Below are 22,328 nucleotides of genomic sequence, written 5' to 3'. Positions count from 1 at the left end.
CATCGCCGGCAAGCCGGCTCCCACAGGGGGGGTAGGAGACTTCAGAGATTGCGGGGGGCCTCATTGCTGCTGGGCGAACGCCTGTTCTGCGTCCCAGCCACCGCCCAGCGCGGCAATCAGCTGCACACTGGCCACCAAGCGCCCCTGCAGCAGGTTCAGCACGCTGCGCTCGTTGCTCAGCGCAGTGGTCTGCACGTTCACCACATCCAGGTAGCCGATCAGCCCGGCGCGGTACTGGTTCTCGGTCAGGCGCAGCGATTCACGGGCTGCATCCAGCGCTTCCTGACGCACCCCGGCCTCGTCGGCATACACCTTCAGTTGCACCAGGTAGTTCTCCACTTCCTTGAAACCATCGAGCACGGTCTGGCGATACTGCGCCACGGTCTGGTCGTACACCGCGACGGTACGGTCCACTTCGGCGCTGCGCTTGCCGGCATCGAACAGGGTCAAGGCAAGCTGCGGGCCCACCGACCAGTAGCGGTTGGGCAACTCGATCCAGTTGCTGAAGCTGCTGCTGGAATAGCCGCCGCTCATGCTCAGGCTCAGGTCCGGGAAGTAGGCGGCGCGGGACACGCCGATGTTGGCGTTGGCCGCCATCACGTTACGTTCGGCCGAGGCAATGTCCGGCCGCCGTTCGAGCAGTTGCGACGGCAGGCTGACGGGAATCGGCGGCAAGGCCGGGATGTTCTTGCTGTCGGCCAGGGCAAAGTCCGCCGGCGCCCGGCCCAGCAACACGGCAATGGCGTTCTCGAACTGCGCGCGCTGCCAGATCAGGTCGATCAGGTCGGCCTCGGTGCTCTTGAGCTGGGTACGCGCCTGAGCGACCGCATCCGGGCCGGCAACCCCGGCGCGGTATTGGTTTTCGTTCATCCGCAGCGAGCGCTGGTAGGCCGCCACGGTGGCTTCCAGCAGGCGCTTCTGCTCGTCGATCACGCGCAGCTGCAGGTAGTTCTGCACCAGCTCGGACTGCTGGCTGAGGCGGATGGCGGCCAGGTCGGCAAAGCTCGCTTCAGCGCTCGCCTCGTTGGCGTTGAGGGTCTCGCGCAGCTTGCCCCACAGGTCGATTTCCCAGCTCACGCCCAGCTGCGCGTTGTAGGTGTTGCGAATGCCGCTGCTGTTGTTCGACAAGCTGGAACTGGAGCTGCCGGTGCCCTGGGCCGAACGGTTCTTGCTCGCGCTCAGGTCCAGGCTTGGGAACAGCGAGGCGCGGCTACTGCGCACCAGCGCCTGGGCCTGACGGTACTGGGCTTCGGACTGGGCGACGGTCTGGTTGCTGCGGTTGAGTTCCTCGACCAGGGCATTGAGCCCTTTGTCCCCGTACACCTCCCACCAGGCGCCACGGGCGATGGCATCGGACGGGCTGGCCTGGGTCCAGCCTTCGGCCTGCTTGAACTGCGCCGGGGTGCTCAGCTCGGGGCGGTGGTAGTCCGGGCTCAAGGTACAGGCGCTGAGCAGCGCCACGCACAGCCCGGCGCCGACCAGGCGCGAGCCGCGCCCGCGAGTCAGCAGCTGCAGGGCACGGTGAAGTGGGGTCTGGGCAAAAGTCATAGCGGAGTTTCCAGGGCGGCGTCGGTGCGCACGCCGCGCCAACGGTTGAATCGGTGGCGCAGGCGGTCGAGGTAGAGGTACACCACCGGCGTCGTGTAAAGGGTCAGGACCTGGCTGAAGACCAGCCCGCCAATGATGGTCAGGCCCAGCGGCTGGCGCATCTCGGCGCCCTCGGCACTGCTGAGCAGCAGCGGCAAGGCGCCGAGGATGGCGGCCAGGGTGGTCATCAGGATCGGCCGCAGGCGCAGCAGGCAGGCGCGGCGGATCGACTCTTCCGGGGTCAGGCCCTGGTGGCGCTCCAGCTGCAGCGCCAGGTCGATCATCAGGATGGCGTTCTTCTTCACCACGCCAATCAGCAGGAACAGGCCCAGCAGCGAAATCAGGCTGAACTCCCCGCCCGTGGCGTACAAGGCCAGCAAGGCGCCGACCCCGGCCGAGGGCAAGGTGGAGAGGATGGTCAGCGGGTGGATGTAGCTTTCGTAGAGGATGCCCAGCACAAGGTACACCAGCACCAACGCGCCGAGGATCATGAACGGCTGCCCTTCCTGGGTCTTGGCGAAGGCATTGGCGGTACCGCCAAGCTTGGCGATCACTTCCTCGGGCAGGCCGACCTTGGCCACCGCCCGCTCCACCGCGGCCATGGCCTGGTCGGTGCTGTAGCCTTCGGCAACGTCGAAGGCGATGTCCTCGGAGGCGAACTGGCCCTCGTGGCTGACCCGGTCGTTGGCCAGGCTGTTCTCGTAGTGGGCGATGGTCGACAGCGGCACCCGCGCGCCGTCGCCGGTGATCACCTGCACCTGTTCCAGGGTGCTCGGGTCCCAGGCGTACTTGGGGTTGATCTCCAGCACCACCTGGTACTGGTTGAGGCTGTCGTAGATGGTCGAGATCTGCCGCTGGCTGTAGGCGTTGTTGAGCACCGAGGTGACCATGTCCATGTCGATGCCCAGGCGCTTGGCCTGGTCGCGGTCGACCACCAGGGTCACCTGCTGGGTACCGGAGCCGTCGCGGGCGTCGATGGCGGTGAGCTCGGGCAGCGCGCGCATCGCCGCCACCACTTTCGGGAACCACTCGCGCAGGGCCGCGAGGTCGCCGCTCTGCAGGGTGTAGAGGTACTGCGAGGAGGTCTGGTCGCGGCCACCGCCGCCCAGTTGCAGGTCCTGGTCGGCCATCAGGAACAGCCGCCCACCCGGCACCTTGGGCATTTCCTTGCGCAGGCGCTCGATGACCTTCTGCGCGTCGAGCTTGCGCTCGCTGATCGGCTTGAGGCGCACCAGCACCATGGCGTTGTTGGTGCCGCTGTTGCCACCGATGAAGCCGGCCACGCTCTGCACCGCAGGGTCGGCGAGCAAGGCGCGGCGGTAGATTTCCATCTTCGGCTGCATCACGCTGAACGACAGGCCGTCGTCGCCGCGGATGAAGCCGATCAGCTGGCCGGTGTCCTGCTGCGGCATGAGGGTTTTGGGCACCACCACGTACAGCGCGATGTTCAGGCCAATGGTCGCCAGCAGGCTGAGCAGGGTCAGGCGCTTGTGGCGCAGGGCCCAGCCCAGGCTGGTGTCATAGGCGCCGACCATGCGCCGGTGCAGGTTGTCGCTCCAGCGCTGCAGGCGGGTCGGTTCGGCCCGGTGCGGCTTGAGCCAACGGGCGCAGAGCATCGGTGTGAGGGTCAAGGACACCACCAGCGAGACGATGATCGCCGCCGCCAGGGTGATCGAGAACTCCTGGAACAGGCTGCGCACGATGCCGCCCATGAACAGGATCGAGACGAACACCGCCACCAGCGAGACGTTCATCGACAGCAAGGTGAAGCCGACTTCCTTGGCGCCGAGAAACGCTGCGCGCATCGGCGGCTGGCCATCCTCGATGTGCCGGGAGATGTTCTCCAGCACCACGATGGCATCGTCCACCACCAGGCCGGTGGCGAGGATCAGCGCCATCAGCGACAGGTTGTTCAGCGAGAACCCGCACAGGTACATCACCGCGAAGGTGCCCACCAGCGACACCGGCACCGCCAGGCTCGGGATCAACGAGGCGCGCAGGCTGCCGAGGAACAGGTAGACCACCAGGATCACCAGCGCCACGGCGATCAGCAAGGTGTGCTCGGCCTCCTTGAGGGTGGCCTTGATCACCGGCGAGCGGTCCATGGCCACGTTCAGCTGCACGTTGGCCGGCAGCAGCGACTGCAGCGCCGGCAACTGCGCCTTGATCTGGTCGACCGTCTCGATGATGTTGGCGCCGCTCTGGCGGTTGACCACCAGCAGCACCGCGCTCTGGTCGTTGAAGAAGCCACTGTTGTAGCGGTTCTCGACGCTGTCGGTGACGGTCGCCACGTCAGACAGGCGCAGGATCGTGCCATTGGCCTGGCGGATCACGATCGGCTCGTAGTCCTTGGCGGTTTCCAGCTGGTCGTTGGCGCGTACCTGCCAGCTGCGCTCGGGGTCTTCGACATAGCCCATGGGCCGGCGCTGGTTGGCATTGGCCACCGCCGTGCGTACTTCGTCCAGCGACAGGCTGTACTGGTTGAGCAGCTGCGGCTCCACCGCGATGCGCACCGCCGGCAGCGAACTGCCGCCGATCTGCACCTCCCCTACCCCGATGACCTGGGCCAGGCTCTGGGCCAGGATGGTGTCGGCCAGGTCGTACAGCTGGCCCTTCTGCAGCACGTCCGAGGTCAGCGACAAGACCATGATCGGTGCCTGGGACGGGTTGAACTTCTTGTACGTGGGCATGCTGCGCATGCCGCTGGGCAGCAGGTTGCGGGTAGCGTTGATGGCCGCCTGCACCTCGCGCGCCGCGCCGTCGATGTCACGCCCCTGGTCGAAGCCGATGATCACCCGGGTCGAGCCCTGGTTGGAGCTGCTGGTCAGGGTGCTGACCCCGGCGATGCTGCCCAGCTTGCGCTCCAGCGGCGTGGCCACGGTGGCGGCCATGACCTCGGGGCTGGCGCCGGGCAGGTTGGCCTGCACCACGATCACCGGGAAGTCCATCTGCGGCAGCGGCGCCACCGGCAGCAGGCCGAAGCTGACGCCACCGAGCAGCATGATCGCCAGGCTCAGCAGCATGGTCGCCACCGGCCGGCGAATGAACGGGCCCGACAGGTTCATGCCTGGGCCTGCTGGGTATCGGTGGCCGGGCGCCAGCGGCGTGCCAGGCGGTCGAAGTACAGGTAGATGACCGGGGTGGTGAACAGGGTCAGCACCTGGCTCACCAGCAACCCGCCGACCATCACCAGGCCCAGCGGCTGGCGCAGCTCGGCGCCGGAGCCGGTGGCGAGCATCAGCGGTACCGCGCCGAACAGCGCGGCCAGGGTGGTCATCAGGATCGGCCGGAAGCGCAGCAGCGCGGCCTGGTAGATGGCATCCTGCGGGCTCATGCCCTGGTGGCGCTCGGCCTCGAGGGCGAAGTCGATCATCATGATCGCGTTCTTCTTGACGATGCCGATCAGCAGGATGATGCCGATGATGGCGATCATGCCCAGGTCGTTGCCGCTGATGATCAGCGCGAGCAAGGCGCCGACCGCCGCCGATGGCAGGGTCGAGAGGATGGTCACCGGGTGGATGTAGCTCTCGTAGAGCACGCCGAGCACGATGTACATGGTCACCACGGCCGCCAGGATCAGCAGCAAGGTGCTCGACAGCGACGCCTGGAACGCCTCGGCGGCGCCCTGGAACTTGGTCTGCACGCCGATCGGCATGCCGATGTCCTGCTGCACCTGCTCGATCACCTGGACCGCCTCGCCCAGGGACGCGCCATGGGCCAGGTTGAACGACATCATCACCGCCGGGAACTGGCCGATGTGCGAAATGGCCAGCTGGGCCTGGCGCTGCTCGATGCGCGCCAGCGCCGACAGGCGCACCTGGCCGCCGTCGGCCGACTTGACGTGGATCGACTCCAGCGCCTGCGGGCCGATGGTGGCCGCGTCGCGTGCCTGCAGCACCACCCGGTACTGGCTGGCCTGGGTGTAGATGGTGGAAATCTGCCGCTGGCCGAACGCGTCGTACAGGGCGTTGGTGATCTGTGCCACGTTGATGCCCAGGCGGCTGGCCATGTCGCGGTCGATCACCAGGTACACCTGCAGGCCCTTGTCCTGCAGGTCACTGGCAACGTCCTGCAGTTCCGGGCGTTGCTGCAGGGCTTCCACCAGCTTGCCGCTCCATTGCGCGAGCAGGTCGGCGTCGGGCGAGGACAGGCTGAACTGGTACTGGGTACGGCTGACCCGGTCTTCGATGCTCAGGTCCTGCACCGGCTGCATGAACAGGCGGATGCCGACCAGCTTGTCCAGTTGCGGCTGCAGGCGGCCGATGACCTCGGCCGCGGTCACGTCACGCTCGCCGTGGGGCTTGAGGTTGATCAGCAGGCGGCCACTGTTGAGCGTGGCGTTGTCGCCGTCGACACCAATGTAGGACGACAGGCTCTGCACCGCCGGGTCCTGCAGGATGACCTTGCTCAGGGCCTGCTGGCGTTCGCTCATGGCGGCGAACGAGGTGGACTGCGGCGCCTCGGAAATGCCCTGGATCACGCCCGTGTCCTGGGCCGGGAAGAAGCCCTTGGGCACCGCCAGGTAGAGCACCACGGTCAGCCCCAGGCTGGCCACGGCCACCAGCAGGGTCAGCGGCTGGTGCCTGAGCACCCACTGCAGGCCACGGCCGTAATGCTCGATCAGCCAGTCGATCCAGGCGCCGCTGGCGCGGTAGAAGCGGCCCTGCTCTTCTTCCTTGGGCTCGCGCTTGAGCAGGCGCGCGCACATCATCGGCGTCAGGGTCAGCGACACCACCAGGGAAATCAGGATCGCCACCGCCAGGGTGATGGCGAACTCGCGGAACAGCCGGCCGACCACATCGGCCATGAACAGCAGCGGAATCAGCACCGCGATCAGCGAGAAGGTCAGCGAGATCAGGGTGAAGCCGATCTGCCGGGCGCCCTTGAGCGCTGCCTGCAGCGGCGTCTCGCCTTCTTCGATGTGGCGGGAGATGTTCTCCAGCATGACGATGGCATCGTCGACCACGAAACCGGTGGCGATGGTCAGGGCCATCAGCGTCAGGTTGTTGATCGAGAAACCGGCCAGGTACATCACCCCGAAGGTGCCGATCAGCGACAACGGCACGGCGATCGAGGGAATCAGCGTGGCGCTGAAACGGCGCAGGAACACGAAGGTGACCATCACCACCAGGACGATGGCGATCAGCAGTTCATGCTGCACGTCCTTGACCGCGGCGCGGATGGTCTGGGTGCGGTCGGTGAGCACCGAGACATCGAGGCCGGCCGGCAGGTTGTCGGTGATCGAGGGCAGCAGTTCCTTGATGCGGTCGACCACCTCGATGACGTTGGCCCCCGGCTGGCGCTGGATGTTCAGCAACACCGCCTGGTTCTGGTTGGCCCAGGCGGCCAGGCGCTCGTTCTCGGCGCCATCGACGATTTCGGCAACGTCCTTCAGGCGCAGCGGCGCGCCGTTGTTGTAGGCCAGGATCAGGTTGGCGTACTCCTCGGGGGAGCGCAGCTGGTCGTTGGCGTCGAGCATCGACACCCGGGTCGGGCCGTCGAAGTTGCCCTTGGGCTGGTTGACGTTGGAGGCACCGATCAGGGTGCGCACGTCATCCAGGTTCAGGCCGTTGGCGGCCAGCGCATCGACGTTGACCTTGACCCGCACCGCCTGGCGTTGGCCACCGGCGATGCTGACCATGCCCACCCCGCTGATCTGCGCGAGCTTCTGCGCAACGCGGGTATCGACCAGGTCGTTGAGCTTGGGCAGCGGCATGGTCTTGCTGGAAATCGCCAGGGTCAGCACCGGCGTGTCGGCCGGGTTGACCTTGTTGTACACCGGCGGTGCCGGCAGGTCGCTGGGCAAAAGGTTGCTGGCGGCGTTGATCGCGGCCTGCACCTGTTGCTCGGCCACGTCCATGTTCATGTCCAGGCTGAAGCGCAGGGTCAGCACCGAGGCGCCGCCGGAGCTGGTCGAGGCCATCTGGGTCAGGCCGGGCATCTGGCCGAACTGGCGCTCCAGCGGCGCGGTGACGGCACTGGTCATCACCTGGGGGCTGGCGCCGGGGTACAGGGTCATGACGCGGATGGTCGGGTAGTCGACCTGGGGCAGCGCGGCGACCGGCAGCAGCTTGTAGGCGATCAGGCCGGCCAGGACGATGGCCAGCATGCTCAGCGTGGTGGCGACCGGGCGAAGGATGAACAGGCGCGACAGGTTCATGCGCCCGCCTTGCCTGCTGCTTTGCCGGGTTGGGCTTCATCGGCCTGGGCCGAGCCTTTGGCGTCCTGGCCTTGCAGGTGCTGGCCGGGGGTGGTCGGCACTTGCGAGCTGTCTTCGACCACTTCCACCTTGGTGCCTTCGCGCAGGCGGTCGGTGCCTTCGAGCACCAGGCGCTCGCCGGCCTTGAGGCCTTCGACGATCACGCTGTTCTGGCCGTCGCTGGCGCCGACCTTGAGCTTGCGTATGTTGACCGTGTTCTGGTCATTGACCACATAGGCAAAGGTGCCGTCATTGCCAAACTGGATCGCCGCCGCCGGGGCCAGCACCACCTGCTTGAGGGTGTCGGCCAGCAAGCGCACGTTGACGAACTGGTTGGGGAACAGCGCCAGGTCCTTGTTCTCGAAGCGGCCCTTGAATTTCAGGGTGCCGGTGGTGGTGTCGATCTGGTTGTCGATGCTGCCAAGCACGCCTGTGGCCTGCATTTTATTGTCGCTGCGGTCCCACGCCTCGACCGGCAGGCTGGCGCCGCTGCGGTAGCGCTCGAGCACGGTGCTCAGCTCGGTTTCCGGCAAGGTGAAGGCCACGCTGATCGGCTCGGTCTGGGTGATCACCACCAGGGCGGTGGCGTCGTTGGCCGCCACCAGGTTGCCCAGGTCGAGCTGGCGCAGGCCCACGCGGCCATTGATCGGCGAGCGGATCTGGGTGAAGTCGAGGTTGAGCTTGGCGTCGTTGACCTGGGCCTGGTTGGTCTTGACCAGCCCCAGGAACTGCGCCACTTGGGCCTCGGCGGTGTCGAGGGTCTGCTTGGCGATGCTGTCTTCGGCGAACAGGCCTTTATAGCGCGCCAGGTCGACCTGGGCGTTCTTCAGCTGGGCCTGGTTCTGCGCCAGGGTGCCTTCGGCCTGCTGCAGGGCGATGCGGTAGGGGCGTGGGTCGATCTCTGCGAGCAGGTCGCCCGCCTTGACCTGCTGGCCTTCCTTGAAGTGGATCTTGACCAGCTCGCCGGCAACGCGGCTGCGCACGTTGACCGTGTTGAGCGCGGTGACCGTGCCTAGGGCCTTGTAATAAAGCGGGAAGTCGCCCACCCGCACCGGGTCGACACGCACCGGCACAGGGTCGGTGGAGCCACCGAAGCCTGGGCGCCCGCCCATGCCCATGCCTTTGCTCGGGCGCCCGCCCACCGCCTCTTTATGGGCAGGCGTTGCAGGCCACAGCCACCAGGCCAGCAGGGCCACCAGCAGCAGGATCAGCAGGCCGACGAGCCAGCGACGGGGGGATCGGGAGACAGAAGCTTGCATGGGTTGAACGAACCTTGTTCGAGATGACGGCTTGGGGAGGGTGAACGATAAGCACTGGCATCGTTTTAGCAAAGGGCCTTTACCAGAGGTTTACCTTTGCCTGACGTTGCCAAGACGCTGAACTTTAAATGAAAACGGCCCGGAAAGTATTCCGGGCCGTTTCAGGGCGTTGCTTGGAGAGAGGAAGGCCTGGAGAGTTCCGTCGCCAGAACCGCCCCCCTGGGCAATCCTTATTTCAGAACAGCCAGCGCTGCTTCGTAGTTAGGCTCGTCGGCGATTTCGCCAACCAGCTCGCTGTGCAGCACTTTATCATTCTCGTCCAGCACCACTACCGCGCGGGCAGCCAGGCCAGCCAGCGGGCCGTCGGCGATGGCCACGCCGTAGGTTTCGAGGAACTCGCGACCGCGCAGGGTCGACAGGTTCTTGACGTTGTCCAGGCCTTCGGCGCCGCAGAAGCGGGCCTGGGCGAACGGCAGGTCGGCGGAGATGCACAGCACCACGGTGTTGGCCACGTCATTGGCCTGGGCGTTGAACTTGCGAACCGAGGTGGCGCAGGTTGGGGTGTCGACGCTTGGGAAGATGTTCAGCACCTTGCGCTTGCCAGCGAAGTCCTTGAGCGACTTGTCGGCAAGGCCCTCACCTACCAGCGAGAAAGCAGGCGCCTGGGCACCGGCCTGCGGCAGGTTGCCTTTGACTTGCACCGGGTTGCCTTTGAGAGTCACTTGAGCCATGGACGAAATCCTTATGCGGGGTTTGAAAAAGACCCTGAGTTAAGCATGAAGGCGGCCGGGTGCCTATGGGGGGCGATAAAATTGTTCTATTGCCAGACAATTATTGTGGACAAAAAAATGCCCAGGTGGCGACAAGCCAACCGGGCATTGCTTGCATCAGGGCAGGTATCAGGCCAGCAGGCCGTACACCACCGAGGTCAGCGCGACCAGGCCGACCACCGTGACGAACACGTTGGACAGCGCGCCGCTGTACTTGCGCATCGAAGGTACGCGACGGATGGCGTACATCGGCATCAGGAACAGCAGCACCGCGATGATCGGGCCGCCGAGCGATTCGATCATGCCGAGGATGCTCGGGTTGAGCGTGGCGACGATCCAGCACACCACCAGCATCAGCGCCGCGACCACTCGGTCCAGGGCCTTGGCCCCCGGGCGCGCGCCGGTCTTGGCGATGATGCCCTTGAGGCCCTCGCTGGCGCCGATGTAGTGGCCCAGGAACGACTTGGCGATGGCGACGAAGGCAATCAACGGCGCGGCGAAGGCGATGGTCGGGTTGCTGAAGTGGTTGGCCAGGTAGGACAGGATCGACAGGTTCTGCGCCTTGGCCTCGGCCAGCTGGGCGCTGTCCAGGGTCAGCACGCAGCTGAACACGAAGAACAGCACCATGGCCACCATCAGCAGGTGCGCACGGGCCAGGATCTGCCCGCTGCGCTGGTCGGCGTGCTCGCCGTAGCGGCGTTTCTGGTCGACGGCGAAGGCCGAGATGATCGGCGAGTGGTTGAACGAGAACACCATCACCGGAATCGCCAGCCAAACGGTGTGCAGGAAGGCCGAGCCCGACGGCACCTGGCTGGCGCTGTCGAGGATGCCGCCAGTCCAGTGCGGCACCAGGTACAGGCCCAGCAGCGCCAGGGCGACGATGAACGGGTAGACCAGCAGGCTCATGACCTTGACCGTGGCCTGCTCACCGCAGCGCACGATCGCCAGCAGGCCGAGGATCAGCACGAACGACAGCAGCGCCCGCGGTGGCGGTGCCATGTGCAGCTGGTGCTCCATGAAGCTGCTGACCGTGTTGGTCAGGGCCACGCTGTAGATCAGCAGGATCGGGAAGATGGCGAAGAAGTACAGCACGGTGATCAGCGCACCGGCAGTGATGCCGAAATGCTCTTCGACCACTTCGGTGATGTCGCCGCCATTGCGCCCGGAGAGCACGAAGCGGGTCAGGCCACGGTGGGCGAAGTAGGTCATGGGGAAGGCCAGCGCGGCCAGGATCAGCAGCGGCCAGAAGCCGCCAAGCCCGGCGTTGATCGGCAGAAACAGCGTGCCGGCGCCGATGGCGGTGCCAAACAGGCCAAGCATCCAGGTGGTGTCGTGACGCGACCAGCTCTGCAGCGTTGCCGGGGTCGATTCTTCAAAGCGTTGTTCAACGCTTGGGGCCTGCTCATTCATTCCGGGTGAAGCTCCACTCGCAAGACTGCAACAGGCTGAGAATGGCGAAATAGACCTTCCGCCCTACTCAACCGAATAAAGAAGGGCGCGATTGTGCGCTGATGGTTGCACTTTGGAAAGCCCCACCCGAGGGACGGTTGCACTTGTCATGACAACTGGATGAGCAAAGGGGCCGCTTCGCGCCCCAATCGCCGGCAAGCCGGCTCCCACAAACAGCCCTTGGTGCGGCGCCTGTGGGAGCCGGCTTGCCGGCGATTGGGCCGCCAAGCGGCCCCTTGCGTCACATCACCTCTGAACGGCGGCAAACGCCTCGGCAACCCGTTGCAGGTTGGCCGGACGCAGGCCCGACATGCACACCCGGCCGCTGTCGATCAGGTACACGCCGAACTCGTCACGCAGGCGGCGCACCTGCTCGACGCTGAAACCGGTGTAGCTGAACATGCCGCGCTGGCGCAGGAAGAACTGGAAGTCCTGGCCCGGCAGCAGCACGGCCAGGGCATCGACCAGCGCCTGGCGCATGTCGAGGATACGCTTGCGCATCACCTCCACCTCTGCCGCCCACTGGGCGTTCAAGGCGGCATCGCCCAGCACCCCGGCCACCAGCTGGGCGCCGAAGTTGGGCGGGCTGGAGTAGTTGCGGCGCACGGTCGCCTTGAGCTGGCCGAGCACGCTCTGGGTGGTGGCTTCGTCGTCGCAGACCACCGACAGGCCGCCGACGCGCTCGCCATACAGCGAGAAGATCTTCGAGAACGAGTTGCTGACCAGGCACGGTACGCCGGCACGGGCCATTTCGCGGATGGCGAAGGCATCTTCGACCAGGCCTTCACCGAAGCCCTGGTAGGCGATGTCGAGGAACGGGATCAGCTGGCGTGCCTTGACCACTTCCACCACTTGCTGCCACTGCTGCGGCTCGAGGTCGGCGCCGGTGGGGTTGTGGCAGCACGGGTGCAGCAGCACGACGCTGTTGGCCGGCAGGCCCTGCAGGGTGGCCAGCATGCCGTCGAAGTCGACGCCGCGGGTGGCCTGGTCGAAGTACGGGTAGGTGTTCACCTTGAACCCGGCACCTTCGAAGATGGCGCGGTGGTTGTCCCAGGTCGGGTTGCTGACCCAGACTTCGGACTGCGGGAAGTAGCGCTTGAGGAAGTCGGCACCGACTTTCAGCGCGCCGGAGCCGCCGACGGTCTGCACGGTGGCCACGCGCTTGCCGGTCACCGCCGGGTGCTCGGCACCGAACAGCAGCGCCTGGATCGCCTGGCGGTAGGCGGCCAGGCCTTCCATCGGCAGGTACAGCGAGGCTTCGTGATCTACCCCAGCGATGCGTTTTTCCACCGCATCCACCGCCGCCAGCTGCGGCACCACGCCGGCCTCATCGTAGTACAGGCCGATACTCAGGTTGACCTTGTCGGCGCGCGGGTCGGCCTTGAAGGTTTCCATCAACGAGAGGATCGGGTCGCCGGCATAGGCATCGACATGTTTGAACACAGCGTGCAGCTCCTTGGATCAGGACAGTTCGGAAAGACTGCCCTGAGGATACCCGCAGTCGCGGGCAAGGAACATCACCTAATGTGCAAGGTTGTCTATGCAAGATTGCATGGGGGCCGGCTGGCCGGCGATGAGGCCGGTTCAGCCTGCCAACGCCTCAAGCTCCTGCAGCTCCCGCTCGGTCACCGCCACCCCTTCGCGCTCGGCGATTTCCCGCTCCCGATAACGCCGCTCACCCGGCATCCGCGACAACCCCACCGCCTGCATCTGTTCGACCAGCTCACGGCTGCGCAAGGCAAACCGCTCGCCTTCGGCCTTGCTCGGGTCGATGACGATGATCAACTGCCCGGTCCAGGGCGTCTTCGCCCCCGGATGCCCCGACCAGTCGAACTCCCAGGAGAAATGCCCGCCGGTCAGCGCCGCCGCCAGCAGCTCGACCATCATCGACAGCGCCGAGCCCTTGTGCCCGCCGAACGGCAGCAACGCGCCCCCTTCGAGGATCGCCTTGGGGTCGGTGGTCGGCTGGCCACTGGCGTCCACGCCCATCCCTTGCGCCAGCTGCTGCCCGGCACGCGCGGCAATCTGCACGTCGCCATGGGCCATGGCGCTGGTGGCCATGTCGAAGACGATCGGGTCATGCCCGGCGCAGGGCGCGGCGAAGGCGATCGGGTTGGTGCCGAACAACGGCTTGCGCGCCCCGTGCGGCACCACGCAGGTCATGCTGTTGACCACGCTCAAGGCCACCAGGCCTTCATCGGCGAATGGCTCGACATCGGGCCACAACGCGGCGAAATGGTGCGAATTGTGGATCGCCAGCACGGCAATGCCGGCGGTGCGGGCCTTCTCCACCAGCAGGCCACGGGCGGCGGCCAAGGCTGGCTGGGCAAAGCCGCCGCCGGCATCGACGCGCACATACGCCGGCGCCACGTCGGTGACCTGCGCCAAGGCCTGGCCGTTCACCCAGCCGCTGGCCAAGGTCGAGACGTAGCCTGGAATGCGGAACACGCCATGGCTGTGGGCACCGTCGCGCTGGGCGCTGGTGCAGTTGTGGGCCAGCACGCCGGCCACGCTTTCGCTGCAGCCGTGGCGCTGCAAAATCGCTTGCAGCAGCCCCTGCAATTGGCTGAACGGCACGCGCACGATGGGGCTGTTGGAAGGTGCGGACATCTGAAGCTCCTTATTGGAATTGGAATGGCAACAGCGTTGGCAACGACAAAAACTTTCCTGCAAGTGACAGCTATCTGTCAAATGTTGACTTTATGACAGAAAACATCCATTTTCTGTTTCACCCCTCTGGAGTGGCAGCATGAACCAACCGATCAAGCAACGCCTGGAAAACAGCCTGCAAGGGGCCGCCGCCTCGGGCCGCAAGATCGCCAGCTACATGCTCGCCAACCTCCACGAACTGCCCTTCCAGACCTCGGCCAGCATCGCCGCCAAGCTCGGCGTCAGCGAGTCCAGTGTCGGGCGCTTCTGCCGCTCTCTCGGTTATGCCCATCTCAAGGCGCTCAAGCAAGACCTGCAGAACGACCTGGGTGACGGCCCGTGGCTGGTCGGCGACCGCCTGCAGGAATACCGCCAGCAGCGCGACGACAGCGCCAGCGCCGGCAGCCTGGAGCTGGAAATCGCCGCCCTGGTGAGGGTGCATGAATACAGCCGCAGCGAGCCCTGGCACCGCGCCGCCCAGCGCCTGGCCGAGCGGCCGCGGGTGTTCGTCGCCGGGTTTCAGACCGAGCGCGGCGTCGCCCAGTGCATGGCGCACCTGCTGCATTACCTGCGCGACGGCGTGCAGGTGGTCGATGGCAGCGCCGGGCATTTCGGCGAAGTGCTGCTGGGCCGCCCGGAAAACAGCGCCCTGGTGGTGTTCGAGGCGCGCCGCTATTCCCGCCATGCCCTGATGCTGTGCCAGAAGGCGCGCCAGGCAGGCATCCCGGTCACGCTGGTGACCGACACCTTCTGCGACTGGGCCGATGCCAACGCCGACGAGGTGTTTCGCATCCCCACCGAGTTCAATCTGTTCTGGGAATCCACCTCGGCGATGCTGTCGTGGGTGCACCTGATGGTCAACGAGGTCTGCAAGAAACTCGGGCCTGATGTTGAAAAACGCTTGGAAGCGACTGCCGCTCTACATAACGAGTTCGTCGGCTATACGGCGGGCAAACAACAATAGCAAGAGTGCAAGAGGTGCAAGATGAACAAGACCATGGCTATGGTGGGTGCGTGTGCCCTGCTGCTGGCGGGTGCGGCCAGCGCCGAGACCCTGCGCTTCGCCACCGAAGGCGCCTACCCGCCCTTCAACTATGTAGATGCCGATAACCAGCTGCACGGCTTCGACATCGACATCACCCACGCCCTGTGCGAGCAGATGAAAGTCCAATGCACCCTCGTCGCCCAGGACTGGGAAGGCATCATCCCGGCGCTGATGGCGCGCAAGTACGACGCCGTGGTGGCGTCGATGATCGACACCGAGGAACGGCGCAGGAAAATCGCCTTCACCGACCACTACTACCGCACCCCGCTGACCGTCGCCGTGGCCAAGGACAGCAAGATCAGCGACGCCCAGACCACCTTCAACGGCTACACCGTGGGCGCCCAGTCGTCCTCGACCCAGGCGATCTACGCCGAGGACGTGTACGCCAAGGCCGGCGCCGACGTGAAGCTGTACCCGACCCTGGACGAAGCCAACGCCGACCTTGCCGCCGGCCGCCTGGACGGGGTGATCGCCGACAAGTTCCCGCTGCACGAGTGGCTGAACAAGAACGGCCAGGCCTGCTGCAAGGTGCTGGGTGACGTGGCCGGGACCAAGGCCGACGCCGCCATTGCCGTGCGCAAGGACGACGAGGCGCTGCGCCAGCGGCTCAATACCGCCCTGGCCGCGATCGTGGCCAACGGCACCTACCAGAAGATCGCCAGCAAGTACTTCGACTTCGACATCTACAACTGATCCCGCCCTGTAGGGGCGGCCTTGTGTCGCGAAAGGGTCGCAAAGCGACCCCAAAATTTCAGCGCCGCTGCGCAAATGGCGAGGGCTGCTTCGCAGCCCTTTCGCGACACAAGGCCGCTCCTACAAGGGCAGCGCATGGAGCAGTCAACTCAAGGAATACGTCATGCTCGACCAATTGTCCTTGCTGTCCTTCGCCAGCGGTGGCTGGGGCCAGGCGCTGCTGGCCGGCGCCCTGGTGACCGTGTCACTGGCCCTCGCCTGCCTGCCCATCGGCCTGCCCCTGGGCCTGGCCGTGGCCCTGGCGGCGCGCTCGAAGAAAAAACCCGCCCGCGCCTGGGCCACCACCTTCTCCACCGTATTTCGTGGCCTGCCCGAGCTGCTGACGCTGCTGATCATCTACTACGGCTGCCAGATCGCCGCGCAGAAACTGCTGGCCGCCATGGGCTATGAGGGCGAGTTCCTGATCAACACCTTCCTCGCCGCCATGGTCGCCTTCAGCCTGGTGTTCGCCGCGTTCTCCAGCGAAATCTGGCTGGCCGCCTTCAAGACCCTGCCCAAGGGCCAGCTGGAAGCCTGCGCCGCCCTGGGCCTGGGCAAGCGCACCGCGTTCTTCAAGGTGGTGCTGCCCCAGCTCACCCGCATCGCCTTGCCTGGGCTCTCCAACAACTGGCTGTCGCTGCTCAAGGACACCTCGCTGGTATCGACCATCTCGCTGGTCGACCTGATGCGCCAGACCAACCTGGCCGTCAGCGTGACCAAGGAGCCGATGTTCTTCTACGGCGTCGCCTGCCTGGGCTACCTGCTGTTCTCGGCGCTGTCGGGGCGGGTGTTTGCCTACCTCGAACGGCGCAGCAACCGCCACCTTTTGGGAGCACGCACATGAGTGCCGAACAACTGCTGGCCCTGGTCGTGGACCCCGACCTGCTGGAACGCTACGGCCCGCGCTTCGTCGATGGCTTGCTGGTGACTGCAAAGCTGGTGGCGATCTCCTTCAGCCTGGGCGCCGTGCTCGGCCTGCTGCTGGCCCTGGCACGCCTGTCGCGCCACCTGCTGCTGCAGCGCCTGGCGGCCGGGTACATCTACTTCTTCCGCGGCTCGCCGCTGCTGGCCCAGCTGTTTCTGCTGTACTACGGCCTCGGCTCGCTCAAGGGCTTCTGGCAGGACGTGGGGCTGTGGTGGTTTTTCCGCGATGCCTGGTTCTGCACCTTGCTGGCCTTCACCCTGAACACCGCCGCCTACCAGGCCGAGATCTTCCGCGGCAGCCTGATGGCGGTGGCCCCGGGGCAGCATGAAGCGGCCCGGGCGCTGAACCTCAAGCGCTCGACCACCTTCTTCAAGGTGATCCTGCCGCAATCGCTGCTGGTGGCCATAGGCCCCCTCGGCAACGAACTGATCCTGATGATCAAGGCCAGCGCCATCGCCTCGCTGGTGACCATCTACGACCTGATGGGCGTGACCAAGCTGGCCTTCTCGCGCAGCTTCGACTTCCAGATCTACCTGTGGGCCGCGGTGCTCTACCTGGTGATCGTGGAGGTGGTGCGGCGCCTGCTCAAACACCTGGAAGCCCGCCTGGGCCGCCACCTGAACTGAACGAAGGATGACATCCATGCATTGCCAGACCCTAGTCCTCGGCGCCGGCATCGTTGGCGTCAGCACGGCCCTGCACCTGCAGGCACGCGGGCGCCAGGTGATCCTCATCGACCGCGACGCGCCCGGCAGCGGCACCAGCCATGGCAACGCCGGGCTGATCGAGCGCTCCAGCGTCATTCCCTACGCCTTCCCACGCCAGTTCAGCGCCCTGCTGCGCTATGGCCTGAACCGCCAGCCGGATGTGCGCTACAGCTTGCGCCACCTGCCCAAGGCCGCGCCCTGGCTGCTTCGCTACTGGCAGCAATCGGCGCCCGGGCGCCTGGCCGGCGCCGCCGCCGACATGCTGCCGCTGGTGCAGCGCTGCGTGGAGGAGCACGACGCCCTGATCGAGGCGGCGGGCCTGCAGAGGCTGGTGCGGGCCAAGGGCTGGATCGAGGTGTACCGCGACCCTGCCCTGTTCGACAAGGCCAAGGCCGAGCTCAAGGGCCTGGCCCGCTACGGCCTGCAGTACGAAATCCTCGAGCGCAGCCAGCTGCAGGGGCGCGAGCACCAGCTCGACAGCGCCGTGGTCGGAGGCATCCATTGGCTGGACCCGAAAACCGTCAGCGACCCCGGCGCCCTCACCCGCGGCTACGCCGCGCTGTTCGCCCAGCGCGGCGGGCAGTTCCTCCACGGTGACGCGCGCAGCCTGCGCCAGGCAGAGGGCACATGGTGCGTCGACACCCAGCGCGGGCCGATCAGCGCCGATGAAGTGGTGGCCTGCCTGGGCCCGCAATCGGCCGAGCTCTATCAGCACCTGGGCTACCAGTTCCCGCTGGGGATCAAGCGCGGCTATCACATGCACTACGCCACCCAAGGCGGCGCGCAACTGCAGCATTCGATCTGCGACACCCAGGGCGGCTACGTGCTGGCGCCCATGGCGCGCGGCGTGCGCCTGACCACCGGCATCGAGTTTGCCGCCAGCGACGCGCCGGGCAACGAAATCCAGCTCGCTCGCTGCGAGGCCCTGGCCCGCAAGCTGTTCCCGGCCCTGGGCGAGCGCCTCGACGACAAGCCCTGGCTGGGCCGGCGCCCGTGCCTGCCGGACATGCGCCCGATCATCGGCCCGGCGCCGCGGCACAAGGGCCTGTGGTTCAACTTCGGCCATGCCCACCACGGCCTGACCCTGGGCCCGGTCAGCGGCCGCCTGCTGGCCGAACTGCTGACCGGCGAGCGCCCTTTCACCGACCCTGCGCCCTACAGCGCGGCACGTTTCGACTGAAACCCTGCGGGAGAACAACAACATGACCGCCCCTCTCAGCGTTGCCAGCCTTGCCCCTGAACCCGACCCACGCCCGGTGCTGATCCGGATCGAAGGCCTGAACAAGCACTATGGCGCCTTCCATGTGCTGCACGACATCGACCTGCAGGTGCGCGAAGGCGAGCGCATTGTCCTGTGCGGGCCTTCCGGCTCGGGCAAGTCGACCCTGATCCGCTGCATCAACCGCCTGGAAATCGCCCAGCAGGGCAGCATCCAGGTCGCCGGTATCGACCTTTCGGCCACCACGCGCCAGGCCGCCCAGGTGCGCAGCGAGATCGGCATGGTGTTCCAGCATTTCAACCTGTTCCCGCACATGAGCGTGCTCGACAACTGCCTGCTGGCGCCCACCAGCGTGCGCGGCCTGTCGCGCAAGGATGCCGAGGAACGCGCGCGCATGTACCTGAGCAAGGTCGGCATCGAGAGCCAGGCGCACAAGTACCCCAGCCAGCTCTCCGGCGGCCAGCAGCAGCGCGTGGCGATCGCCCGGGCGCTGTGCATGAAGCCGCGGATCATGCTGTTCGACGAGCCGACCTCGGCGCTGGACCCGGAAATGGTCGCCGAGGTACTGGATGTGCTGGTGCAGCTGGCAGGCACGGGCATGACCATGCTCTGCGTCACGCACGAGATGGGCTTTGCCCGGCAGGTGGCGGAGCGCGTGCTGTTCCTGGAAGGTGGGCAGATCATCGAGGACAGCCCGCCAGAGGTGTTCTTCAACCAGCCGCGCACGGCGCGGGCCAAAGGGTTCCTGGCGCAGATCCTTCACTGATTTCACGGGCCCCATCGCCGGCAAGCCCCCCTTCATTGCACCGCTGCAATGAACCAACTGCGTCGTTAAATATTATTGACCTCACCCCCTGGCAAACCCTTGCCGCCTCAGGCTCGCAAGGGTTTCAGCCCCTTGAAATCGGCGCAAAACCCCTCCCCGCGGCCCCTTCAGCCGTTTGACATATCGAACGGCTCTGGCAAGCTATCTCCAAGCCCCGACCGGAATCGTCGCCTCTGACGAGCCGGCAGTGCTCGGGGCTTCAGGTGACACACCAGGCCCTGAGCCGTGCGCCTGCACAACAACGGTAGGTCGAACCTGCCATAAGGTGACATATGTCCAACAGCAACATTGGCAACAAGCAACCCTCCCTGCGCAAACCCGTCGTCCTGATGACCATGGGCAGCCAAGAGCGCAAAGGCCATGACTACCAGGTCATGACCCACAAATACATCACCCCGCTGGTCGAGTTCTCCGATTGCGTCCCGGTACTGGTGCCCACCTGCTGTGGCGTCGAAGACCTCGAGACCTATCTGGACATGGCCGACGGCGTGTACCTGACCGGTGCCGGCAGCAACATCGAGCCGAGCCTGTACGGCCAGGAAAACCAGACCCCTGGCAAAGGCCAGGACGTCAACCGCGACCTGTTCGATATCCCGCTGGTCAAGGCAGCGCTCAAGCGCGGCCTGCCCATCTTCGGCATCTGCCGTGGCATGCAGGAAATCAACGTGGCGCTGGGTGGCGACATCTACCAGAAGGTCTACGCGGAGCCTGGCTTCAACGACCACCGGGAAAACCCGGAAGACCCGGTCGAGGTGCAGTACGCCCAGGTTCACAGCGTGAAGATCAAGCCAGGCAGCTGGCTGCGTGACACCCTCGGCACCGACGAGATTCGCGTGAACTCGCTGCATGGCCAGGGCCTGCGCAACCTCGGCGCCGGCATCGAGCCAATCGCCCACGCCGAAGACGGCCTGGTCGAAGCGATCCACGCGCCAAGCATCTCGCCGTTCCTGTTCGCGGTGCAGTGGCACCCGGAATGGCAAGCCGCGAAGAACCCTGACTCGATCAAGATCTTCCAGGCCTTCGGCGACGCCTGCCGCGCCCAGGTGCGCAAGGCCCAGGTCAAGCGCCAACACGCTGCCTGACCCCAAGCTTCGTTAGTTTTGATCGCGGGGCGGCGCAACGTCGCCCCCGCTTCCCCGGTCACCCTCTGCTGGTCCCAGAACACTTCCCGTGGATGCGGGCGGCGGGCTTGTGCCTGTCTCCGCGATCGTTTTTTTCCTTGTTCGTTCTCTCGTTCTAGAGATAGGCAGACCGTTTAGGTGGTTGTCGTGAAATCGTGGGTGCCTGTGAGACCGAGCGCCGCCCGCGCGGCGCATCGCGGATAAATCCGCTCCTACATTTGTTGCAACGTGCCTATGCCTGATAGGCCATGGTTGCCAGCCTTGGTGGCACGACGCGGTTTCTCGGCGGGCACCAAAAGCGGACAACCATGGCCTGACAGACCGTGGCACGTTGCAACAAATGTGGGAGCGGATTTATCCGCGATGCGCCGCGCGGGCGGCGCGCGATGTCCGCCACCCCGCAATATCACGGCAGGCCACTGGCACTTCGCTTACGGATCGCCACCACCATTGCGGCAAAATACTGGCCCCCAGCCTGCGCAAGCAGAGGCAAACTCCTTTCATCTTCAGATGCTTAGGACAGCAACATGCGGGTATTTCTAGCAACGATGGCCGGCTGCATGCTGGTCTCGACCGCTTTCGGCGCCCACGCCAGGACGCTGAGCCAGAATGATCGCCAGGTCTGTAACTGGGGTTCGCAGATCGCCGCCGAGGCCCAGCAGGCCAAGCTTTCCGGGGTTACCCTGTACGCCACGCGCAACAAGCTGCAGGCGCGCAAGTTCGCCAAGCCATGGATGCGCATGACCGCCTTCGGCATTACCGAGCAGACCTACAACAGCCGCTCGCAACTGAAGCCGCCCGCGATCAAGCAGACCTACTATGAACAGTGCGTTCAGCATGCAATTGCCAAACGTTAAATCCTTTTGAATCCGCTAGTTAGCAGGCTTTTCTAACACTTACTCTAGCTACCTCCATGGCGCGCCATCCTTGAAGCGCGCTTGCAACCACTCCTTGAACGCCCCCATGGCCGCCGTATTCAGGCGTGCCGTGGGGCGTACAAGGTAGATGCCCGCTGCCACATCCAGCTGCCATTGCGGCAATACCCGCACCAGGCGCCCGGCGGCAATGTCCTCGACCATCAGCCAGTCGCCACCAGCAAGAATCCCTACACCACGCCGCGCCGCTTCCAGCAGGGCCTCGTTGTCGTTTGCGCGCAACGAGCCACTGATCTTGACGCTCACGCCTTCGTTTCCACGGGTGAGTCGCCATTCAGGAAATGACCGTAAACCACTGAAACCCAAGCAATTGTGCTGCGATAGCTGTGCGGGAAATTCGGGTTCTCCCGCGCGTGCCAAATACTGCGGCGAGGCACACAGAATCCGCAGGTGGTCGCACAGCCGAGTGGCCACGAGGCGGTTGTCGGCCAGTTCACCGATGCGGATGGCGGCATCGAAACCCTCGCCCACCAGGTCGACGAAGCGGTCTGCGTACTCGGCCTCGACCGTCACCTGCGGATAGGCCAGCACGAAATCGGCCAGCATGCCGCTCAGCCAGCGCCGGCCCATGGCCGCCGGCAATGCCAGGCGCAAGCGCCCGCGCACCGCCGCCGCGCCCTCGGCAGCCTCTTGCTCGGCCTCGGCGATCAAGCGGTTGGCCTCGCGCACACGCGTCACCAGCCGTTCGCCCTCGTCGGTGAAACGCAGTTGCCGGGTAGTGCGCTCCACCAGGCGGATGCCCAGGCGCTGCTCCAGGGCGCCGAGGCGCTTGGACAGCACCGTGGGGTGTCGCTGCAGCTGGCGCCCGGCAGCGGCAAACGAGCCCTGTTCGTGCAGGGCCAGCAAGGTGGCGAGTTCATCGGCGCGGCGGCTGTCAAAGGCGTCCATGGCAAGGCTCGGTGGCG

The 22,328-nt window shown here is 65.7% G+C and carries 17 protein-coding genes; 8 read left to right on the top strand and 9 right to left on the bottom strand.

Going from position 1 to position 22,328, the window contains the following annotated elements:
* Nucleotides 1-60: 60 nt before the first annotated feature.
* The 8 genes from L6D75_RS00555 to L6D75_RS00520 all read right to left on the bottom strand — a co-directional run bounded on the left by L6D75_RS00555 (nucleotide 61) and on the right by L6D75_RS00520 (nucleotide 13,874).
* A complete protein-coding gene (locus tag L6D75_RS00555) occupies nucleotides 61-1,548 on the bottom strand; it encodes an efflux transporter outer membrane subunit (RefSeq protein WP_176510794.1) in 1,488 nt (495 codons plus the stop codon).
* Complete coding sequence (locus L6D75_RS00550) at nucleotides 1,545-4,652, bottom strand: efflux RND transporter permease subunit (protein WP_176510793.1); 3,108 nt, start codon at nucleotides 4,650-4,652, stop codon at nucleotides 1,545-1,547. Before L6D75_RS00550 ends, L6D75_RS00555 begins: the two co-directional genes overlap by 4 nt.
* Nucleotides 4,649-7,747, bottom strand: coding sequence for an MdtB/MuxB family multidrug efflux RND transporter permease subunit (locus L6D75_RS00545; protein ID WP_176510792.1), 3,099 nt, complete (start codon nucleotides 7,745-7,747; stop codon nucleotides 4,649-4,651). Before L6D75_RS00545 ends, L6D75_RS00550 begins: the two co-directional genes overlap by 4 nt.
* Complete coding sequence (locus L6D75_RS00540; protein WP_176510791.1) at nucleotides 7,744-9,045, bottom strand: MdtA/MuxA family multidrug efflux RND transporter periplasmic adaptor subunit; 1,302 nt, start codon at nucleotides 9,043-9,045, stop codon at nucleotides 7,744-7,746. Before L6D75_RS00540 ends, L6D75_RS00545 begins: the two co-directional genes overlap by 4 nt.
* A gap of 230 nt (nucleotides 9,046-9,275) precedes the next feature.
* On the bottom strand, nucleotides 9,276-9,776 hold the full coding sequence (tpx, locus tag L6D75_RS00535) for a thiol peroxidase (RefSeq protein ID WP_176510790.1): 501 nt from the start codon (nucleotides 9,774-9,776) through the stop codon (nucleotides 9,276-9,278).
* A 168-nt stretch (nucleotides 9,777-9,944) separates the two neighbouring features.
* Nucleotides 9,945-11,225, bottom strand: coding sequence for an HAAAP family serine/threonine permease (locus tag L6D75_RS00530; protein WP_176510789.1), 1,281 nt, complete (start codon nucleotides 11,223-11,225; stop codon nucleotides 9,945-9,947).
* Nucleotides 11,226-11,510: 285 nt separating this feature from the next.
* Nucleotides 11,511-12,707: an amino acid aminotransferase gene (locus tag L6D75_RS00525; protein WP_176510788.1), complete on the bottom strand. Its 1,197-nt coding sequence runs from the start codon at nucleotides 12,705-12,707 to the stop codon at nucleotides 11,511-11,513.
* Nucleotides 12,708-12,848: 141 nt separating this feature from the next.
* Nucleotides 12,849-13,874 carry an Ldh family oxidoreductase gene (locus L6D75_RS00520; RefSeq protein ID WP_176510787.1) on the bottom strand — a complete coding sequence of 342 codons (1,026 nt, stop codon included), beginning with the start codon at nucleotides 13,872-13,874 and terminating at the stop codon, nucleotides 12,849-12,851.
* A gap of 139 nt (nucleotides 13,875-14,013) precedes the next feature.
* Here L6D75_RS00520 and L6D75_RS00515 point away from each other — a divergent pair, with 139 nt between their 5' ends.
* The 8 genes from L6D75_RS00515 (at nucleotide 14,014) to L6D75_RS00480 (ending at nucleotide 21,345) form a co-directional block, all read left to right on the top strand.
* Nucleotides 14,014-14,877: a MurR/RpiR family transcriptional regulator gene (locus tag L6D75_RS00515; protein ID WP_176510786.1), complete on the top strand. Its 864-nt coding sequence runs from the start codon at nucleotides 14,014-14,016 to the stop codon at nucleotides 14,875-14,877.
* 21 nt (nucleotides 14,878-14,898) lie between these two features.
* Entirely contained in the window at nucleotides 14,899-15,651 is a 753-nt protein-coding gene (locus L6D75_RS00510; protein ID WP_176510785.1) for a transporter substrate-binding domain-containing protein, read from the top strand.
* Between the two features lie 163 nt (nucleotides 15,652-15,814).
* Complete coding sequence (locus L6D75_RS00505) at nucleotides 15,815-16,534, top strand: ABC transporter permease (protein ID WP_176510784.1); 720 nt, start codon at nucleotides 15,815-15,817, stop codon at nucleotides 16,532-16,534.
* On the top strand, nucleotides 16,531-17,241 hold the full coding sequence (locus tag L6D75_RS00500) for an ABC transporter permease (protein ID WP_176510783.1): 711 nt from the start codon (nucleotides 16,531-16,533) through the stop codon (nucleotides 17,239-17,241). The genes L6D75_RS00505 and L6D75_RS00500 overlap by 4 nt, the downstream gene beginning before the upstream one ends.
* 16 nt (nucleotides 17,242-17,257) lie before the next feature.
* On the top strand, nucleotides 17,258-18,502 hold the full coding sequence (locus L6D75_RS00495) for an NAD(P)/FAD-dependent oxidoreductase (protein ID WP_176510782.1): 1,245 nt from the start codon (nucleotides 17,258-17,260) through the stop codon (nucleotides 18,500-18,502).
* 22 nt (nucleotides 18,503-18,524) lie between these two features.
* Nucleotides 18,525-19,307, top strand: a complete 783-nt coding sequence (locus L6D75_RS00490) for an amino acid ABC transporter ATP-binding protein (protein WP_176510781.1) — start codon at nucleotides 18,525-18,527, stop codon at nucleotides 19,305-19,307.
* Nucleotides 19,308-19,639: 332 nt separating this feature from the next.
* Nucleotides 19,640-20,449 (top strand): gamma-glutamyl-gamma-aminobutyrate hydrolase family protein, encoded by an 810-nt coding sequence (locus L6D75_RS00485; RefSeq protein WP_176517981.1) that lies wholly within the window; start codon nucleotides 19,640-19,642, stop codon nucleotides 20,447-20,449.
* A gap of 566 nt (nucleotides 20,450-21,015) precedes the next feature.
* The gene (locus L6D75_RS00480) at nucleotides 21,016-21,345 is read left to right on the top strand and encodes a hypothetical protein (protein WP_236193318.1); all 330 of its coding nucleotides are present in this window, start codon (nucleotides 21,016-21,018) and stop codon (nucleotides 21,343-21,345) included.
* Nucleotides 21,346-21,393: 48 nt separating this feature from the next.
* On the opposite strand, the gene L6D75_RS00475 is transcribed toward L6D75_RS00480, so the two are convergent.
* Nucleotides 21,394-22,311, bottom strand: a complete 918-nt coding sequence (locus L6D75_RS00475; protein WP_176516454.1) for a LysR family transcriptional regulator — start codon at nucleotides 22,309-22,311, stop codon at nucleotides 21,394-21,396.
* Nucleotides 22,312-22,328 lie beyond the last annotated feature (17 nt).

Origin of the sequence: Pseudomonas faucium (genome assembly GCF_021602585.1) — a bacterium.
GTDB classification, from domain to species: Bacteria; Pseudomonadota; Gammaproteobacteria; order Pseudomonadales; family Pseudomonadaceae; genus Aquipseudomonas; species Aquipseudomonas faucium.
The sequence above is the reverse complement of the archived record's forward strand: the minus strand, read 5'-3'. Positions and strand labels throughout refer to the sequence as shown.